A 16,929-nucleotide genomic window follows, 5' to 3' on the forward strand; every position below is an offset into this window, starting at 1 on the left:
GCGACCTGGGACGATGCCCGGGTGATTCAGGGCGAAGAGGACGGACCGGCGGGCCGCCACGGCGGACTTCCGATGGTCGGCCGACGACGGGAGTTCGAGCGGCTGCTGGCCGCGCTGGGACAGGCGCCAGCGGTCGTACTGGTCGAGGGCGAGCCCGGAATCGGCAAGTCCCGCCTGATCCATGAAGCCTCCGCCGTGCTGGGTGCACAGCACCGACAGGTCCTCACCGGCCTCTGCCACCCGCTGCGCGAGCCGTTCCCGTACGGGCCGGTGGTGGACGCACTGCGCAAGGCCGAACTGACCGACACCCTCGCCTTCCCGCCCACCGCCGGCGCACTGGCACCACTGCTGCCGGACCTGGCGGACCGGCTCCCGCCGGCCCCGCCGCCGGGCGACGGAGCCGGGCAGCGCTTCCAACTGCTTCAAGCGGTGCGGTCGTTCCTGGCCGCCCTCGGGCCGGTCGTCCTGGTCGTGGAGGACCTGCACTGGGTGGACGAAGCCACCCGCGACCTGCTGCTGCTCCTCGCTCGGGACCTCCCGCCCCAGCTCGCCCTGGTGCTCACCTACCGGGCCGAGGACCTGCCGCCGGACGGCGGCGTCCTGGGCACCGCCTACCGTCGGCCGCCCGGCACCGGCGGCGCCCTGATCAAGCTCGGCCCGCTGCTGGCGGCCGACGTGCAGGAGCTGGTGGCCGCCGCACTCGGCGAACACGCCACCGCAGCCCTCGGCGCCGCCGTGTACCGGCGCTGCGAGGGCCTGCCGCTGGTCGCCGAGGAGGACCTGCTCACCCTCGCCGAACACGGCGCGACCCACGACCGGGCGGCTGAGCTGCTCCAGGCGGCGGACGCGCCGCGCGGCCTGCGCGATGTGGTCACCGAGCGCTTCGCCGGGCTGTCGCCGCAGGCCGTCGCGATCGGCCGGGCGGCGGCCGTCCTGGCGGCTCCGGCACCTGAGCCGCTGCTGGCCGCCCTCGCCCGGCTGAGCCCCGAGCAGGGCGCCGAGGCGCTGACCGAACTGCTCCGGGCCGGGCTGCTCCGCGAGCCGGAGCCGGGCGAGTACGGCTTCCGTCACGTGCTCGCCCAGCAGGTGGTTCACCAGCAGATCCCCGGCCCGGCGCGGGCGCGGCTGCACGGGCGCGCCGCCGAGCTGCTCCAGGGCCGTACCCCGGCGCCGCTGGTGCAGATCGCCCACCACACCCTCGCCTCCGGCGACCGGGCCGGTTGGCTGCTGCGCGCGCAGGAGGCCGCCGACCGGGCGATCGCCGTCCGCGACAGCGGTACGGCCGCGCCGCTGCTGCGGCAGTTGCTCGACCGGCCCGAACTGCTGGGCGAGGCACGCTCCCGGGCGGCGCTGGCGCTGGCAGGCATCGCCGCCGCCGGCCTCGACTTCCGCAGCGATGCCGGGCTGCTGCGCCGGCTGGCGGCCGACCCCCGACTGCCGCCGGAGGTCCGTGGCGAGATCCGGCTCAGTCTGGGCCTGGGCATGCTGAACGAGAACGCCGACCCCGCCGGATTCGCCGAGGTCGAACGGGCGGCGGGCGAGCTGGCAGCCACCCGCCCCGAGCGCGCCGTCCGGGCGATGGTGGCCCTGGCCCTGCGGGACGCCGAGGGCCCCGCGTACACCGGCGCCTGGCTGGACCGGGCCGAGCAGGCCGTCCGCGACAGCGGGGGCGAGGAGCTGCGGGCAGCGGTCCACGCCACCCGGCTGACTCTGATGGCCTGTCAGGCTCACTCTGGTGTATGGGGGTTGACAGATCGGCTGCCGCGCCACACTGACGACCGGGAGGTGCTCCGGCAGACCTCACGCGCTCTGCAGAACGTCGCCGACACCGCCACCTACCTGGGCCACGACCGGCGGGCCGCCGTGCTGGCGGCCGAGGCCGAGCAGGTCGCCGCACGGGTCGGCAGCCCGATCGTGAGGTACCTGTCCCGCGGCACCCAGCTGCGGCTGGATGCCCTCGCCGGGCGGTGGGACGGCCTGGCGGAACGCCTGGACCAGCTGGTCGACACCTTCCCCACCGCGATCGCACCCAACGCCGAACGGGCCCTGCTGGTCGGCACCCTGGCCACGGCCCGAGGTCAGCACACCAGGGCGCTCAAGCTGTTCGGCGAGGCGGCCAGGATCAGCGCTGACCTGCTGCTGGTGGGCCTGGAACTGCGGGCCGCAGCCGGCCTGGCCGCCGCTCACCTGGCACGGGGCGACGCCCTGCGGGCCTGGCCGGTGGCCGCACGGGCACTCGCGACCACCCGGCGCACCGAGGCGTGGCCCCGGGCGGCCGGGCTGCTGTCGGCCGCGGTGGAGACGGCCCTGGCCTGCGGCCGACGCGAGCCGGCCGAGCAGCTGGCCGCCGAGGCCGCGCGCGAGCTGGACGGACGTGACGCGCCGGCGGCGGCCGCCGACCTGGAGCTCGTCCACGGCCTGCTGCACCAGGACGCCGAACCTGCCACCGCCGCACGGCACTTCGCTCGGGCGGCGGAGCGCTGGCGGGAGGTCGGGCGGCCCTACGAGACCGCCCGCGCCCTGGAACGGCAAGGATCCGCCCGCCTGTCGAACTGCGCCGACGCGGCAGCCGGGCCGCTCACCGAGGCTTTGACCCTCTTCACGGACCTCGGCGCCACCGCCGACGCCGCACGCTGCGCCCAGACCCTGCACGGCCTCGGTCTGGTCCGGCGCGGGCCCGGCCGCCGGGGGTACGGCGGCAGCCTCTCGCCGCGTGAGCACGAGGTCGCCGGGCTCCTGGCCGACGGTGCTTCCAACCAGCGGATCGCCGAGACCCTGTTCCTGTCACCGCGCACGGTGGAGCACCACGTCGCCAAGGTGCTGCGCAAACTCGACACCACCCGCAAGCAGGTGGCAACCGCCTACCCGGGGCTCCCTGAAGGCAGTTGAGCCACCGCAACGGCAACAGCCCGGTGCCGGGCGGAGGTTCCGACCGGCACCGGGCATCAACGGTGCACCTTCAGTGGAGACCTCAGGCGGTGGACCACTGCTGGTTGGGCTTGTTGCTGCCGCAGGTCCACTGGATGACCTGTGTACCGGCGGTCTGCGAGTTGCCGGTGACGTCCAGGCACATCCCGCTGTTGACCGACACCCACTGGTGGGCGCTGCTGCCGGGCACGGGGGTCATCCGCCACTGCTGGTTGGCCTTGCCGCTGCCGCAGGTCCACTGGACGACCTGGGCGCCCGTACTCGTGGAGGCTCCGGTGACGTCCAGGCACTTCCCGCTGTTGGCCGACACCAGCTGGTAGGTGTCGGTGGCGACGGGCACCAGCTGCCACTGCTGGTTGGGCCGGCCGGAGCCGCAGGTCCACTGGACGACCTGGGCGCCGTCGGTGGTGGCGGCACCGCTGACGTCGAGGCACATGCTGCTGTTGGCGTTGACCAGGCTGCCCACGGCCGGACCGGCCAGCGGGGCGACGGTGAGATTGGCGAAGTCCGCGTTCTGGAATCCGCCGACGCCCAGACCCAGCTGCCCACCGGTGTGGCTGTAGTCCGTGACCGAGGCCACCTGGACGTGGTCGATCGAGGCCGTGATCGACGGCCCCTGCATGGCCAGCTGCAAGCTGTGCTTGCTGCCCGCACCCGCGCCGGAGTAACTGCCGGTGGCCAGGGTGGTGTCGGCACCGGAGGAGTTCTCCGTGAACAGCATCCAGGTACCGGAGGTGCTGATCTGGAAGTGGTAGGCCGAGTGGTCGTGGTCGATGTGGTCCAGGCGGCCCAGCAGCTCCGCGGAGCCGGCCTGTTCCAGCACCACGTCCACGGCGGCCTGGTAGCTGGTCCAGTTCGGGTCACCGAACAGGGTCAGCGGGGTGTACCCCATGTCGGTGTGCCAAGGGATCGGCGGGGTCGTGAGGACCTGGCGCAGGCAGTTCGCCGTGCCGACACCGGCCGGGCAGGGAGCGGTCTCGAACGCGCCGGCCCAGTCGTGGAAGTACGGACCGGCCGCGCCGGTGCGTGCGTTGGTGAGGTCGGCCGTGTACGGCAGCGGGAAGGCGCTCCGGCTGGGCGACGCGGCACTGCCCTTGGCCTGGCCGGTGGTGGTCGTCACCGTGTAGAGGTAGCCCGGCTGCATGGTGAGCGAGTAGGCGCCGCGCTGCGGGGTGAGGTCCTGCGTGTGCGTGAACCACTGGTTCGGGTCGGCCGAGGCCATGTTGGTCGCCCAGACGTGGGCGGTGCCGGTGGACAGGCCGCCGGTCACCTTGAGGTTCAGCGTGGTCGCGGCCTGGGCGTCGGTGGTCTCGATGACCGTGCTGTAGTCCTGTCCGGACTTGAGCGTGACGTAACTTCCGTTGTGCGCATCGCCGTTGGCACCGGTGCCGGTCAGGTAGCCGCTCGCGCCGTCCAGGTACTGCCAGCCGGGCCGGGCGAACTGCGTCGTGTGGGCCATGGCCCAGATGTCCCGGCCCACCGAATAGGCACCGGACCACGGCTGGTCCGCCGACATCAGGCCCGCGTTGTAGTACGGGAGGTGGGCGGGCCAGGAACTGACCAGCGCCCACTTGAGGTTGGCGGTGATCCGCGCGTCGACGTACTCGCGGTTCATGTTCCGGGCCAGCGCCGACGGATCGGGGCCACCGCTGTCGTTGTCGTCCTCGGACTGCCACAGGGGCTTGTTCAGACCGAGGGCGGTGCTGTTACCCGGGCAGCCGGTGTACACCGGGGTGGAGTGCCAGCAGACGCCGTGCGCGCCCACCACGGCGACGGCCTTGTTGAAGGCCTGGTCGGTGGCGAGGTCGGTGGCGACCGTCCAGTTCACGTCGTCGGTGTCGGCCGCCACCAGCTTGGTGCCCGTGTGACCGCTCGCGTCCAGGGCGGTACGCAGGTTCTCGAACCAGCCCTTGTCGTAGCCGATCTCGTTCCAGCCGCCGAGGTAGCCGACGGAGAGCCCGTGACCCTGGGCGCAGCCGAGCCAGTTGGCGAGGTAGGTGATGTTGTCCTGGGACCACATGCCGCCGTTGAACCAGCCGGGGCCCGCCCACTCCAGTCCGTAGAACGTGATCGCGGGGTTGCGCTGCTTGGCCTGCGCCATCAGCCACCACTCGTAGCCGCGGTTGCAGTCGAGGTCGGTACGGCTGCGCATGTGGCTGGGCTCGGGCCCGTCGCTGGAGTTGGCGTCGGCGCCGATCTCCACCTTGAGGATCTGCAGGTTGGCCCCGTAGCCGGGCTTGAAGAGGTAGTCCAGGACCTGCGAACGCTGCGGTTCGGGGTAGTCGACCAGCAGCCGGGAGGTGGCACCGCCACCGCTGATCGCTCCCATGCCGTCGTACAGCCGTCCGCCGGAGCCGCCGTCGAGCGTCACCGTCTGAGAGGTGGCAGCGGCAGTGGCAGCGGCGGCGGATGGCAGGACCAGGGCCGCGAGGGCTAGTCCGAAGCCCGCCGCGGCCGCGGCCGCACGGCGTAGGGAACTGGGGTGACGTCTCACTGGGGCCTCCCGGCAGGTGAACACAGTCGCTCAAATCTCATCATCTTTGAACGTGGCGCCTCACAGGAAACCGGCAGTTCACCACGCCGTCAAGAGCGCGAAACACGCAGTTCCGAGCTCCATTACCTAGGGAATCGCCTTCCAATGACTGGGTGTTGCCTGCCGCACGCATTGACCGCCGATCCACCACCACCTACCGTTCAGTCTCGTTCAAATCTGTTGCTTTATGAGCGATCTGGCCTCGTAGGAAAGGCATCCCCCATGCACGGCTCTCTCCGGAAGGCGGCCTCGGCCGCCGCAATCCTCCTGTTCGGCGCCCTCGCCGCCGGACCGATCGCCACCCCCGCCACCGCCGCCACCCCCGCCGCCACCCCCAAGGCGAGCACCTCGATCACCGTGGACGGCAGCGGGCCCGGCCGGGTCTTCGACGGCGTGGGCGCCGCGAGCGGCGGCGGCGGCAACTCCCGCCTGCTGATCGACTACCCCGAGCCCCAGCGCAGCCAACTGCTGGACTACCTCTTCAAGCCCGGCTACGGCGCCGCGCTCCAGTCCCTGAAGATCGAGATCGGTGGCGACACCAACTCCACCGACGGCGCCGAACCCAGCTACCAGCACACCAAGGGCGCCGTCGACTGCAACCAGGGCTACGAGTGGTGGCTGGCCGAGCAGGCCAAGGCCCGCAACCCCGCTATCAAGCTCTACGGCCTCGCCTGGGGCGCTCCCGGCTGGATCGGGGTGAACGACCCCGCCAACCCCACCCCCGGGCAGCCGTACTTCTGGTCCCAGGACATGATCGACTACCTGGTGGGCTGGTTCGGCTGCGCCGCGCAGCACCACCTGCCGATCGACTACATCGGCGGCTGGAACGAGCGCGAGTACGACGCCGCCTGGTACAAGAAGTTCAAGGCGGCACTGGTCGCGGGCGGACATGCCGGCACCAAGGTGGTCGGTGCGGACAGCTACGACTGGGGCCTCGCCTCCGCGATGGCCGCCGACCCGCAGCTCAACGCCGCGATCGACGTCGTCGGCATGCACTACCCCTGCGGCTACCTCGGCTCGATGACCACCTGCAACAGCACCCCGGCCGCGCAGGCGCTCGGCAAGCCGATCTGGGCCAGCGAGAGCGGCTCGCAGGACTACAACTCCGGTGCCCCGGCGGTCGCGCGTGCGATCAACCGCGACTACATCGACGGCCGGATGACCTCGTTCATGAACTGGCCGGTCATCGCCGCCCTGTACCAGAACCTGTACTTCTCCACCGACGGCCTCTCGCTCGCCGCGCAGCCCTGGTCGGGCAACTACTCGATCGGCCAGACCACTTGGGTCACCGCCCACACCACGCAGTTCACCCGGCCCGGCTGGCAGTACCTCGACCAGGCCAGCGGCTACCTCGGCGGCAACCGCGCGAACGGCAGCTACGTCTCGCTGAAGTCGCCGAACAGCAGTGACTACAGCACGGTGGTCGAGACCATGGACGCCACCGCGGCCCAGAGCGCCACCTTCACGGTCACCGGCGGTCTGCCGACCGGTCGGGTGCACGTGTGGGCGACCAACCTGCGCTCCACCAGCCCGGCCGACTACTTCGTCCACCAGCAGGACATCACCCCGGTGGGCGGCTCGTACTCGCTGACCCTGCAGCCCGGCTACGTCTACACGGTGAGCACCACCACCGGCCAGGGCAAGGGCTCCGCGACCTCGCCGGCCCCCGCACCGCTCGGCCTGCCGTACTCCGACACCTTCGACACCCCGGCCACGTCCACCTCGCCGAAGTACTTCTCCGACATGAACGGCGCCTTCCAGACCTCGAGTTGCGGCGGCGGCCGCACCGGCACCTGCCTGCGCCAGATGGCCCCGGCCGGCCCGATCCACTGGACCGACGAGCCGAACAAGGCGCCCTACACCATCGTGGGCGACAGCAGCTGGGTCAACTACACGGTCGCCGCCGACACCCTGTTCGAGCAGCCGGGCGCCACGGAGGTACTCGGCCGGGTCAACCAGCAGGGCCGCAACGACAACGGGCTCAACGCATACCACCTGCGGCTGAGCGACACCGGTGCCTGGTCGATCCTCAAGAGCGACCTGAACTGGAACTTCACCACCCTGGCCACCGGCACCGTCACCGCCCCGGGCCTGAACTCCTGGCACCGTCTCGCCCTGACCATGCAAGGCTCGACCCTCACCGCCGTGATCGACGGCCGGACCGCCGGCACGGTGACCGACCACTCCTTCACGTCCGGCATGGCCGGCCTGGCCCTGACGGGCTACCAGACCCAGCAGTTCGACAACTTCGCCCTCACCCCGGGCACCGGAACCGGCTCCTTCACCGGCCAGGTCACCTCCGGTGTCACCGGCAAGTGCCTCGACGCCGTCGGCGGTGCCGCCACCGACGGCGCCAAGGCTGCCGTCTGGAGCTGCGACGGCTCCGACCAGGCCCAGACCTGGACCTGGGACAACGGCCGGCTGCTGTTCGGCGGCAAGTGCCTGGACGTCGTGGGCGGGGCGACCGGGAACAGCTCCCTCGTCGACCTGTGGTCCTGCAACGGCGGCGCCAACCAGCAGTGGACCCCGCAGGCCGACGGCACCCTGAAGGGCCTCCAGTCCGGCCGCTGCCTCGACGACCCGGCCGCCAGCACCACCGACGGCACCCAGCTGATCATCTGGGACTGCACCGGCAGCAACAACCAGCGCTGGACTCTGCCCCAGTAATCCAGTGAGAGCTCTCCATCTGCCCTGGTCAACGACCTGGCGGTGGGGAGCGCAGTGGGCTGACGGTTCAAGGCGTGAGTGCCGGACGGCATCAGGCACTCACGCCGCACCAGCTCCCGGCACGGAGACTGGCCGCCGATCGGGACTGCCAGTGCCCTGTTCCGTCCGTCAGCCCGTGGGAAGTGACACCACGAACCTCGCGCCGTCGGGCGAGTCTGCAAGGGTGATGTCGCCCCCGGCGGCGCGAGCGAGGCGGCGGGCCAGGGGGAGGCCGAGACCCGCACCGTCGTGGCCGTCGTCCGGGTGCGCGCGGCGGCCCGCCTCGAATACGGCCGCTCCCACGGTCTCGGGAACACCGCAGCCGTCGTCGACCACCGCCACCAGCACCCCGCCGGGCCGCCGCTCGGACTCCACGGTGATCCGGCGCACCGCGTAGCGGCGGGCGTTGTCGAGCAGAGGTGTGAGGATGCGCTCCATGAGGGGGGCGGAGACTCCGGCGGTCGCGCCGTCGCCGACCACGGTGACGGGTGGGGCCCCGGGGTGTTCCGCGGAGCTGCGCTCGGCCAGTACTCGGGCCACGTCGTCCACCGCGCAGCGACCGGGCACCGGGTCGGTGCGGGTGCGGGCCTCGGAGAGCAGAGTCTCGCAGATCCGCTGCATCTGGGCCGCGGCAGCGGCGATGGTCCCGTGCGAGGTGCGCTGGTCGTCGGGGTTCCGGCGGCGGGCGATGAGCCAGTCCGTCTCGGCGGTGATCATGGCCAGCGGGGTGCGCAGTTCGTGAGAGAGCTCGGCCGTCAGCTGTTGCTCGTGGCGCAGCAGCGCCGCTTGCCGGTCGAGGAGCTGGTCGAGGTTGCCGGCGAGCCCGGCGAGTTCGGCGAAGTGGCTGTCGGCTCCGAATCTCTGGGCGGTGCCGTGCTCGCTCCATTCGGAGGCCTGGGTGCTCATTTCGGTCACCGGCTGCAGGGCCCGGCCGACGACCCCGCGGGTCACGAGGTAGATGCCGCCGAGGAGGAGTACGCCGAGCCCGATCGAGCCGGCCAGTGCCGACCGCGCGGTGGATCGGTAGGCGTCCAGGCCGACCGAGGCGACGACTGTGCCCACTTGTCGGTCCCCTGCTCTGATCGGCAGTGCGTACAGCCGGAAGGCGTGCGGCTCCGACGTGTCCGTGGAGGCCTCTCCGTTTCCGGCCAGGCGGTCCGCACGGTCCTGGAGCGCGCTCGGTGCGTTGGGGCGCTGGATCGCCGTGGCGCCCTGGTAGATCCAGATGCCCACGTCGAGCACCGTGTCGTCGGCCGGCTCGTGCTCGACGATCCGCCCGTCCGGTTGGGCCTCCAGGGTCGCGGCCACCGCCGCCGTGCGGGTCCGCACCAGGTCGTCGGCCTGCTGGCGCAGGCGCGCGCCCAGCTCCACGTTGAAGACGGCGGTGAGCACGGCGACCCAGATCGCGGTGGTGACCAGCGCGAGCAGGGCGAGGCGGCCGCGCAGGGTGGCGGGGGCTCTCATGATCTTCATGTGGTCCTCATGCGAAGCGGTAGCCCACACCACGCACCGTCAGGATGCCCCGCGGGCTGCCCGCCTCCCGCAGCTTGCGCCGCAGGCGCACCAGGTACTGGTCGAGGGTGTTGTCGCTGACCTGGGCGCCCTCGGGCCACCCTGCGCGCAACAGCGTCCGTCTGCGGACCACCGCGCCGGGGGCGGACAGCAGGCAGGCCAACAGCCGGAACTCGGTCGGGGTGAGGGCCACCGCCTCGCCGCTCGTGGACTCCAGCACGTGCGCGACCGGGTCCAGCCGCAGGCCGTCGACCTCCACACCGGGCTCGCGGCCGTTGCGGCGCAGGGCGGCGCGTACCCGGGCCGCGAGCTCGACCAGGTGGAAGGGCTTGGCAAGGTAGTCGTCGCCCCCGGCCGAGAAGCCCGACAGTCGGTCCGCCAGCCCGTCGTGGGCGGTGAGGAACAGCACAGGCGCGTCGAAGCCCGCCGCGCGCATGGCGTGGCAGACGTCACGTCCGTCGGAGTCCGGCAGCCCGATGTCCAGGACCACGGCGTCCACCCGGTCGTGGACCGCGCGCAGCGCGGACGCCCCGTCGGCGGCGGTGAGCACCTCGAAGTGCTCCTCGCGCAGGCCTCGGGCGAGCACGTCGCGAAGTCCGTGGTCGTCCTCGACGACCAGCACGCGGTGAGCAGTCATGCAGGCCAGTATTGCCCGGCTGCGGCACATCCCCGAACCGGTGCTCAGGTTGTGTTCAGGTCCGGGATGCGAGCCTCGCCCCCATGGCTACCACCACGGAACGGCTCTCGGCCTCGCCCGACGCCCGACGGATGCTGAACAAGGTTCCCGAGGTCACGATCTGGTTCTGGGCCATCAAGGTCCTCTGCACCACGGTCGGCGAGAGTTTCGCCGACTGGATCAACATGACCCTCGGGGTCGGTCTGATCACCACCTCAGTGCTCTTCACCGCCGTGCTGGCCGGTGTCCTGGGCTGGCAGCTCAGCACCAAGCGCTACGTACCGTTCGTGTACTGGCTCACGGTCGTGGTGCTGAGCGTGACCGGCACCCTTTACACCGACATCCTCACCGACAGCCAGGGCGTCCCCCTCGCGGTGAGCAGCAGCGTGTTCGCTGTCGTCCTCGCCGTCGTCTTCGGGATCTGGTACGCCCGCGAGCGGACCCTGTCGATCCACAGCATCGTCACCCGCCCCCGGGAGCTCTTCTACTGGCTCGCGGTCCTGGTGACCTTCGCCCTCGGCACCGCGACCGGCGACTGGACCCTGGAGCTCACGGGCTGGCCCCCGGGCATCTCCGTGCTCCTTCCGCTCGGGTTGATCGCGGCCATCGTGTTCGCGTGGCGCTTCGGCGCGGGCGTGGTGCTGTCCTTCTGGCTGGCCTACATCCTCACCCGCCCGCTCGGCGCCAACCTCGGGGACTGGCTCGCTTCACCCAGCGGTGACGGCGGCCTGGGTCTGGGGACCGCGGTGACCAGTGTGGTCTTCCTGGCCGCGATCCTCGCGACGGTCCTGTACCTCTCCCGTAGCCGCAGCGACGTCATCGAGGGCCGCAGCCCGGCCCGGACCGTGCGGGCCGCGGATCCGGCGCGCGAGAAGATCATGCTCGGCTACTACGCCGTCGTGGCGGTCGCGACCGTGGCGCTTCTCGTCTGGGCGCACCAGCAGCCGCACGCCGCAGTGGCGAGCGAGGAGGGTGACGCCCAGGGGCCCGCATCCGCCCCGCTCACCCCGGAGCAGGCGACGTCCTCGTACCCTCCGGCCGAGGTCGCGAAGCTCCGTACCATCACCGCCGACACCCTGGCCAAGCTGAACGCCGGCGACCAGGCAGCCGCGACCACCCGGATCACCGACCTCGAAAAGACCTGGGACGACGACCAGCCCACCCTGCAGCCCAAGAACCAGCAGGCCTGGACCTTCCTCGACGGCGAAATCGACCAGGTCCTGAAGGCACTGCGCGCACCGAAGCCGAACAAGGCCACCGAGGCCGACGTTCTCAACACCCTTCTCGCCTCGCTCAGTTCGACGCCCCAGCAGTCACCCGCCAGCGCGCCTGCGGCCGGCGCGGCCGACACCCCCGCACCCGCGTCCGCTCCTCCCGCTTCGGGGCAGGCGACGTCGTCGTTCCCTCCGGCCGAGATCGCGAAGCTCCGTACCATCACCGCCGACACCCTGGCCAAGCTGAACGCCGGCAACCAGGCAGCCGCGACCACCCGGATCACCGACCTCGAAAAGACCTGGGACGACGACCAGCCCACCCTGCAGCCCAAGAACCAGCAGGCCTGGACCTTCCTCGACGGCGAAATCGACCAGGTCCTGAAGGCACTGCGCGCACCGAAGCCGAACAAGGCCACCGAGGTCAAGGCGCTCGACACCCTCCTCACCTCCCTCGGCTGAGCGGCCTCGGGCGGCGCGCTGACGCCTGACCGGACACGGCGAAGGGCGGCCCGGACAGTCCGGTCCGCCCTTCACCGTGGCCCACATAGCGGCCGAGATCGGAGTCTCCAGGGCAACGCCACACCTGGGTGGATGCACCGCCGCACGTTTCCGCCGACGCGCAGTTGCAGCGGTACTCCGGCGTTGAGGGTGATGACCGGGAGTTCACGGGTGCACACGCCGTCGGCACCCAGATGCTGTCCGGTCACTCGCCAGATGAAGCCAAGTCACGCCTGCACGGCGGCTTCCCAGCTCCGCAAGCACTGCCTGACCGCATCAAGGCCCCGCGTCACCGGTCCCGGGCCGATGCGGCAGACTCGGTTCCGGGCGAGCAGATGCCCTGGCGGTGTACGCGCAGACCAGGCCCGCGCCCATCGCCTTCGACCGAACCGCATCGAGGAACAGCAGTTGACCCCGTACTCTCTCGCGTTCTACGTGGACGTCGTCACCACCGGCACCGTGCTCGGCGTACGCCCGACGGACTCTCCCGACCGCGTCACCGAGGTCCTCGGGTCGGACTTCGCTGAACACGTCTTCGACGACCACTCCATGGTCCGTGGCTACGGGCTGACCGAGTTCTACTGGGACCGTGCCCACGCCGACCACCCCTGGTCGGGCCATCACTTCTCCTTGCAGGTGCACAGGCTCGCGCACCAGGACCGCACGACCGCCGACGCGACGCTCCGCGCCCACTACGGGCGGTTCGCCCCCAGGCTTCGGTTCGGGAAGCTGCAGCGACTGCTGGGGCGTCGCGGCGTCCCCCTACTGGAGGTTCCGGAGAGCCCGGCGAACGCACCGTACTTCCGGAAGTTCTGGCAGCCCGATTCCCAGGTCGCCGTCTCCGTCATCGGCACCTGCGGCGAGTACCGGACGCCGGCCAATCTGCAGGTCGGCGATGTGTACAAAATCCAGGCGCCGGTTGACCACTGACGAAGCACAGTGGCGTGGGGCGGCCGCGAGGGTCTGACGCCTTCTCAGCCGAACGGATTGTTGATCTCCGCCGTCAGGTGGATGTTCCCGGTGAGGGTCTGCGAGGGGTAGATGGTGCACGAGGCGGTCACCACCCCGTTCTTGGCGGCGAAGGGGATGGGGGACGTGCAGGCTCCGACCCGAGGGCCTGACGAGTCCCCGGACTGGATGGTGAAGGTCACCGATGCCTGGCCGGCCACCGTCCCCCTGTTCGCGAAGGTCCCGGAGACCGGGCACCCGGTGGACTGACACGATCCGTTGAACTGGATCCCCGAGGTGAGGAAGTGCACCTGGCCGCACCACAGGCCCAGGCACGGGGTGGATTGGGCAGGTTTGGGCACCGGAGCGGCGGACTGAGTGGCACCGGCACCACCCGTACCGCTCAGTTTCGCCTTCAGGTCCGAGAAGTTGTGGATACCGAAGAACGCGGCGAGCGTGAGGGCCGTGCCCACCCCCGCCAGCCATAGCTTCTTGTCCTCACGGCCTGACTCCTCCGCCACGGATCGCCCCCATCAAATCCGGTACAGCCACAGACAGTTGAACTTAGCAGAACTGCCCCGCGACGCGGCCTGGGAAGCCGGTGTTCAGGAGAGCGTCGACAGTTGGCGCCAGCGTGGCTGCTCGGTGACCGTGCAGGCCAGCGCGAGCAGGGTGACCAGCACGGCGACCGGCTTCGGCCAGACGGCCCAGGATGCCGCGACCGCTGCGGCCAGCTCCATCAGCACCAGCCCGATGGTGCCCCAGCCGGGGACGGCGACCGGTGCCACCACCTTCTTGCTGTCCCCCGGCGTGCCGATCACTGCAGGCAGCCCGATCAGCAGCACCAGCGAGAGCACCGCCAGCAGGGGCGAGTACCGCCACAGCGCCCAGGGCGCGGCCACCCAGGCGACCAACTCGGCCAGGACCCGCAGGACATCGGCGACCGGAACTGCGGATTCCCTAGTACGCGTGTTCATGGGCGGGAGTGTGCCACGCGGACGGCAGTGCCCGACAGGGGCGACCAGCGCGGGCCGGTGACAGTTGGGGTGTCACCGGCCCGCAGGGGTGTCGGGCGGGGCCTACGGATTGGGCTACGGCTTGGCCTACGGCTTGGGCTCCGGCTGGGTGACGCAGTGGATGCCGCCACCGCCGCCACCGACGGCGTCGATGTTGAGCTGCTCGATCACCCGGCCCGGGAAGAGGCCGGCCAGCACCGCCTTGGCGGCGGCGTCGGCCCGGGAGTCACCGAACTGGGCGGAGATCACGGCGCCGTTGCAGACGTAGTAGTTGGCGTAGGAGCCGACGAAGTTGGCGTTGGTCGACCGGATCACGTTGTAGTCGGGGCCGCCGATCTTGGAGACCTGCATCGCGGTCCCCTTCGCGTCGACCGCACCCGACAGGACGGTGTACTGGCTGATCTCGTCGTTGTACCAGCCGTCGTGCGCGTCGTTCGCGTTCGGCTGCTGGACGAGCCCCTTCCCCTCCGCGAGGAAGCGCGAGGTGGCGTCGACGTGGTCGCGGGTGATGTCGCCGGAGTCGACGTACCCGTTGAACCAGATCACCTTCGAGGCGCCGTAGGCCGCGCACATCGCGGCGGTGGCCTGGGCCTCCGTCATGGCGCCGTTGCGGTTGGTGTCGAGGATGCTGCTCCTGGTGGCCATCAGCGTGCCGACGCCGTCGGTCTCGATCGCGCCACCCTCGCTGGTGAGCCCGGCCGCGGTGAAGGGCACTCCGACGTAGGCGGCGACCTTGGCGGCGACCTGGCTGTCCTTGGTGGAGGTCTGGCGCTTGCCCCAGCCGTTGAAGTTCAGGCCGATCGCGTCGAGCCCGCCGGCCCCGTTGGTGCGGAAGACCGGGCCGGAGTCGCGCATCCAGCAGTCGTCCACGGGGATGGTCCCGATCACGGTCACGTTCGGGTTGGTGCAGAGGGACTTCGCCTTCGAGACGCTGGCGGAGTTCGCGCACATGATCACGGGCTCGTACTTCGCGATCGTGTTGGCGATCAGCGCGATGTTGGCCTGGATCGCCGAGAGGGAGACCGCGCCGCGGCCGCCGCCGCCCCAGATCGCGGTGCTGTCGGGCCAGGCCATCCAGGTGCGGGTGTGCTGGACGGTGTCGATCGGGACGGCGTACGTCCCGGTGCCGCCGGTGGCGGTCGGGCTGGGCGTCGGGCTGGGGCTGCAACCGGGGGTCACGTCGGCGTGCGCGACCTGGGACGTGCCACTGTTCGCCGCCCAGACGACGCCCACCGTCGTCGCCCCGGCTATCGCCAGCAGGCTCCGGCGGTCGATCGGTCGCGCGTGGGCTCTGCCGGACGGGACCTGCCGGTCAGTCTGATCGTTCATCTTTCGACCTCCGAGGCGCCTTCGGTGGACAGTCCACCGATTGGGCTGGACGCTATAACTGACCAAGCGCTCGGTCAATACTTTGCGCGCCTTCATCCCCATCTGACGGATCGTCAGATTCAGGGGGTGGGACAGCGCCCTACGGATCTCATCGGAAAGATCACCCGCGCTCGGGCACCGACTGACTAGAGTTGGCGCGTGGCTACGCACGCGAAGGAAGAACGACTCGTCGACCCCCGGACGGAGACCCCGCCCGTCAGGTCGCGCGCCTCCGCGAAGGGCGAGCAGACGCGCCTGCGACTGATCGCCGCCGCACGGACGCTACTGGCCGGGGAGGGCGAACTCGGCCCGTTCACCACGCGTAACGTATCCGCGCTCGCCGGCGTGACCCATGGGATGTGCCACTACCACTTCCAGAACCGGACCGACCTGATCGTGGCGGTGGTCGAGGACATCCGGCCGGAGTGGATCACCCCGCTGGAGGAGGCTGCCGGCACGGCCGGGCCCTTCGCCGAGCGCGCCGAGCGCGTGATCGGGCTGCTGACCATGCCGGAGGCGACCGACCTGGCGCGCATCCACTCCGCCATGCACTGGTTCGCCCTCAACGACGATCGCGTGCGGGAGAGCCTGGAAGGCGAGTACCGGCGCTGGCGGGCCTGCTTCGTCACGCTGTTCCGGGCACTGGCGGACGAACGCGGCAACGGCCTCGACCCCACGCCGCTCGGCGAAGCCCTGGCCGCCGCCGCCGACGGGCTGGCCGCGATCCAGTCCCTCGACGCGAACATCGACGCGGAGGCGGTCCTGCGCACCCTCGTCCGCGGGCTCGCGGCCGCGGCGTAGGCGGACCGGCACAGGCGGACCGGCACAGGCGGACCGGGGCACAGACAGGCCAGGGTGCAGGCAGGCCAGGCCCCGAACGAGCCGGGAGCCACGGAGGGGGCAGAGGCGTCAGGTCCGGCTCTCGCCCCCCGGCACCGGGGCTACTCGGCGGCGGAGCACTTGCTGAGCGCCGTGACAGCGCTCTGGACCTCGCCCGGCAGGGTCTTCATGTCGGGGCTCTGGTTGTTCTTCGCGCTGTCGGCCAGCTTCTGGTAGACGGCGCCGAGTTGCTTGGCGGCGGCCTTCGCCTCGGGGTTCTTGATCTGCTCGGCGTCGGCCGTGAACTGGCCGGAGATCTGCTGGAGGTCCGCCGTCGCCTTCGCCTTGTCCTTGGCGTCGGCGGTGATCTTCTTGCCCGCATCGGTGATGTGGTTCATGGTCGCCCGGCACGGGCCGCCCGCGCCCAGCGCGGTGGGCTGCGCCCCGGCGGGGGCGGTGGTGGAGACTGCGGCCGCGGTGGCCTTTTCGGCGGAATTCGAAGCGGTGGAGGAGCAGCCCACGGCGCCCAGCAGAACGGCCGCCGCGAGTGCGAATGCGGACATGCCGCGGCCCTGGGTCCGTACGTTCACCATGGAGTTGCTCCCCGTTATTCCAGCCATGACAAGCGATGAGTCGGCGCAGTTGATCACAGTCCGCGCGATCGGTCAACCGGCGGTCAATTCCGGGCCGCCGGGGAGCGTCCGGAACGCT

Annotated in this window: 12 protein-coding genes; 5 read left to right on the top strand and 7 right to left on the bottom strand. The window is 71.1% G+C overall.

Features of this window, described 5'->3' with window-relative positions:
• The first annotated feature begins 21 nt into the window (after window positions 1-21).
• Complete coding sequence (locus ACR68M_RS01650) at window positions 22-2,889, top strand: ATP-binding protein (protein ID WP_441248558.1); 2,868 nt, start codon at window positions 22-24, stop codon at window positions 2,887-2,889.
• Window positions 2,890-2,971: 82 nt separating this feature from the next.
• Here ACR68M_RS01650 and ACR68M_RS01655 read toward each other — a convergent pair whose 3' ends face one another.
• Complete coding sequence (locus ACR68M_RS01655) at window positions 2,972-5,299, bottom strand: RICIN domain-containing protein (RefSeq protein ID WP_441248559.1); 2,328 nt, start codon at window positions 5,297-5,299, stop codon at window positions 2,972-2,974.
• 384 nt (window positions 5,300-5,683) lie between these two features.
• On the opposite strand from ACR68M_RS01655, the gene ACR68M_RS01660 reads away from it, so the two are divergent.
• Window positions 5,684-8,128: a ricin-type beta-trefoil lectin domain protein gene (locus ACR68M_RS01660; protein ID WP_441248560.1), complete on the top strand. Its 2,445-nt coding sequence runs from the start codon at window positions 5,684-5,686 to the stop codon at window positions 8,126-8,128.
• 168 nt (window positions 8,129-8,296) lie between these two features.
• Here ACR68M_RS01660 and ACR68M_RS01665 read toward each other — a convergent pair whose 3' ends face one another.
• Window positions 8,297-9,640, bottom strand: a complete 1,344-nt coding sequence (locus ACR68M_RS01665; protein WP_441248561.1) for a sensor histidine kinase — start codon at window positions 9,638-9,640, stop codon at window positions 8,297-8,299.
• Between the two features lie 7 nt (window positions 9,641-9,647).
• The gene (locus tag ACR68M_RS01670; protein WP_441248562.1) at window positions 9,648-10,316 is read right to left on the bottom strand and encodes a response regulator transcription factor; all 669 of its coding nucleotides are present in this window, start codon (window positions 10,314-10,316) and stop codon (window positions 9,648-9,650) included.
• Window positions 10,317-10,399: 83 nt separating this feature from the next.
• Here ACR68M_RS01670 and ACR68M_RS01675 point away from each other — a divergent pair, with 83 nt between their 5' ends.
• Entirely contained in the window at window positions 10,400-12,028 is a 1,629-nt protein-coding gene (locus tag ACR68M_RS01675; protein WP_441248563.1) for a COG4705 family protein, read from the top strand.
• 447 nt (window positions 12,029-12,475) lie between these two features.
• Window positions 12,476-12,997, top strand: a complete 522-nt coding sequence (locus ACR68M_RS01680) for a hypothetical protein (protein WP_441248564.1) — start codon at window positions 12,476-12,478, stop codon at window positions 12,995-12,997.
• A 44-nt stretch (window positions 12,998-13,041) separates the two neighbouring features.
• On the opposite strand, the gene ACR68M_RS01685 is transcribed toward ACR68M_RS01680, so the two are convergent.
• The 3 genes from ACR68M_RS01685 to ACR68M_RS01695 all read right to left on the bottom strand — a co-directional run bounded on the left by ACR68M_RS01685 (window position 13,042) and on the right by ACR68M_RS01695 (window position 15,360).
• Window positions 13,042-13,536 carry a hypothetical protein gene (locus tag ACR68M_RS01685; RefSeq protein ID WP_441248565.1) on the bottom strand — a complete coding sequence of 165 codons (495 nt, stop codon included), beginning with the start codon at window positions 13,534-13,536 and terminating at the stop codon, window positions 13,042-13,044.
• 84 nt (window positions 13,537-13,620) lie between these two features.
• Window positions 13,621-13,992 carry a hypothetical protein gene (locus ACR68M_RS01690; protein WP_441248566.1) on the bottom strand — a complete coding sequence of 124 codons (372 nt, stop codon included), beginning with the start codon at window positions 13,990-13,992 and terminating at the stop codon, window positions 13,621-13,623.
• A gap of 126 nt (window positions 13,993-14,118) precedes the next feature.
• On the bottom strand, window positions 14,119-15,360 hold the full coding sequence (locus ACR68M_RS01695) for an agmatine deiminase family protein (RefSeq protein WP_441248567.1): 1,242 nt from the start codon (window positions 15,358-15,360) through the stop codon (window positions 14,119-14,121).
• Window positions 15,361-15,558: 198 nt separating this feature from the next.
• Between ACR68M_RS01695 and ACR68M_RS01700 the strand changes: the two genes are divergently transcribed.
• On the top strand, window positions 15,559-16,200 hold the full coding sequence (locus tag ACR68M_RS01700) for a TetR/AcrR family transcriptional regulator (protein ID WP_441248568.1): 642 nt from the start codon (window positions 15,559-15,561) through the stop codon (window positions 16,198-16,200).
• A gap of 140 nt (window positions 16,201-16,340) precedes the next feature.
• Here the strand turns inward: ACR68M_RS01700 and ACR68M_RS01705 are convergent, their stop codons facing one another.
• Window positions 16,341-16,811 carry a hypothetical protein gene (locus ACR68M_RS01705; protein WP_441248569.1) on the bottom strand — a complete coding sequence of 157 codons (471 nt, stop codon included), beginning with the start codon at window positions 16,809-16,811 and terminating at the stop codon, window positions 16,341-16,343.
• Window positions 16,812-16,929: the final 118 nt, after the last annotated feature.

This window comes from Kitasatospora sp. McL0602, from assembly GCF_052076145.1.
In the GTDB taxonomy this organism is placed as follows: domain Bacteria; phylum Actinomycetota; class Actinomycetes; order Streptomycetales; family Streptomycetaceae; genus Kitasatospora.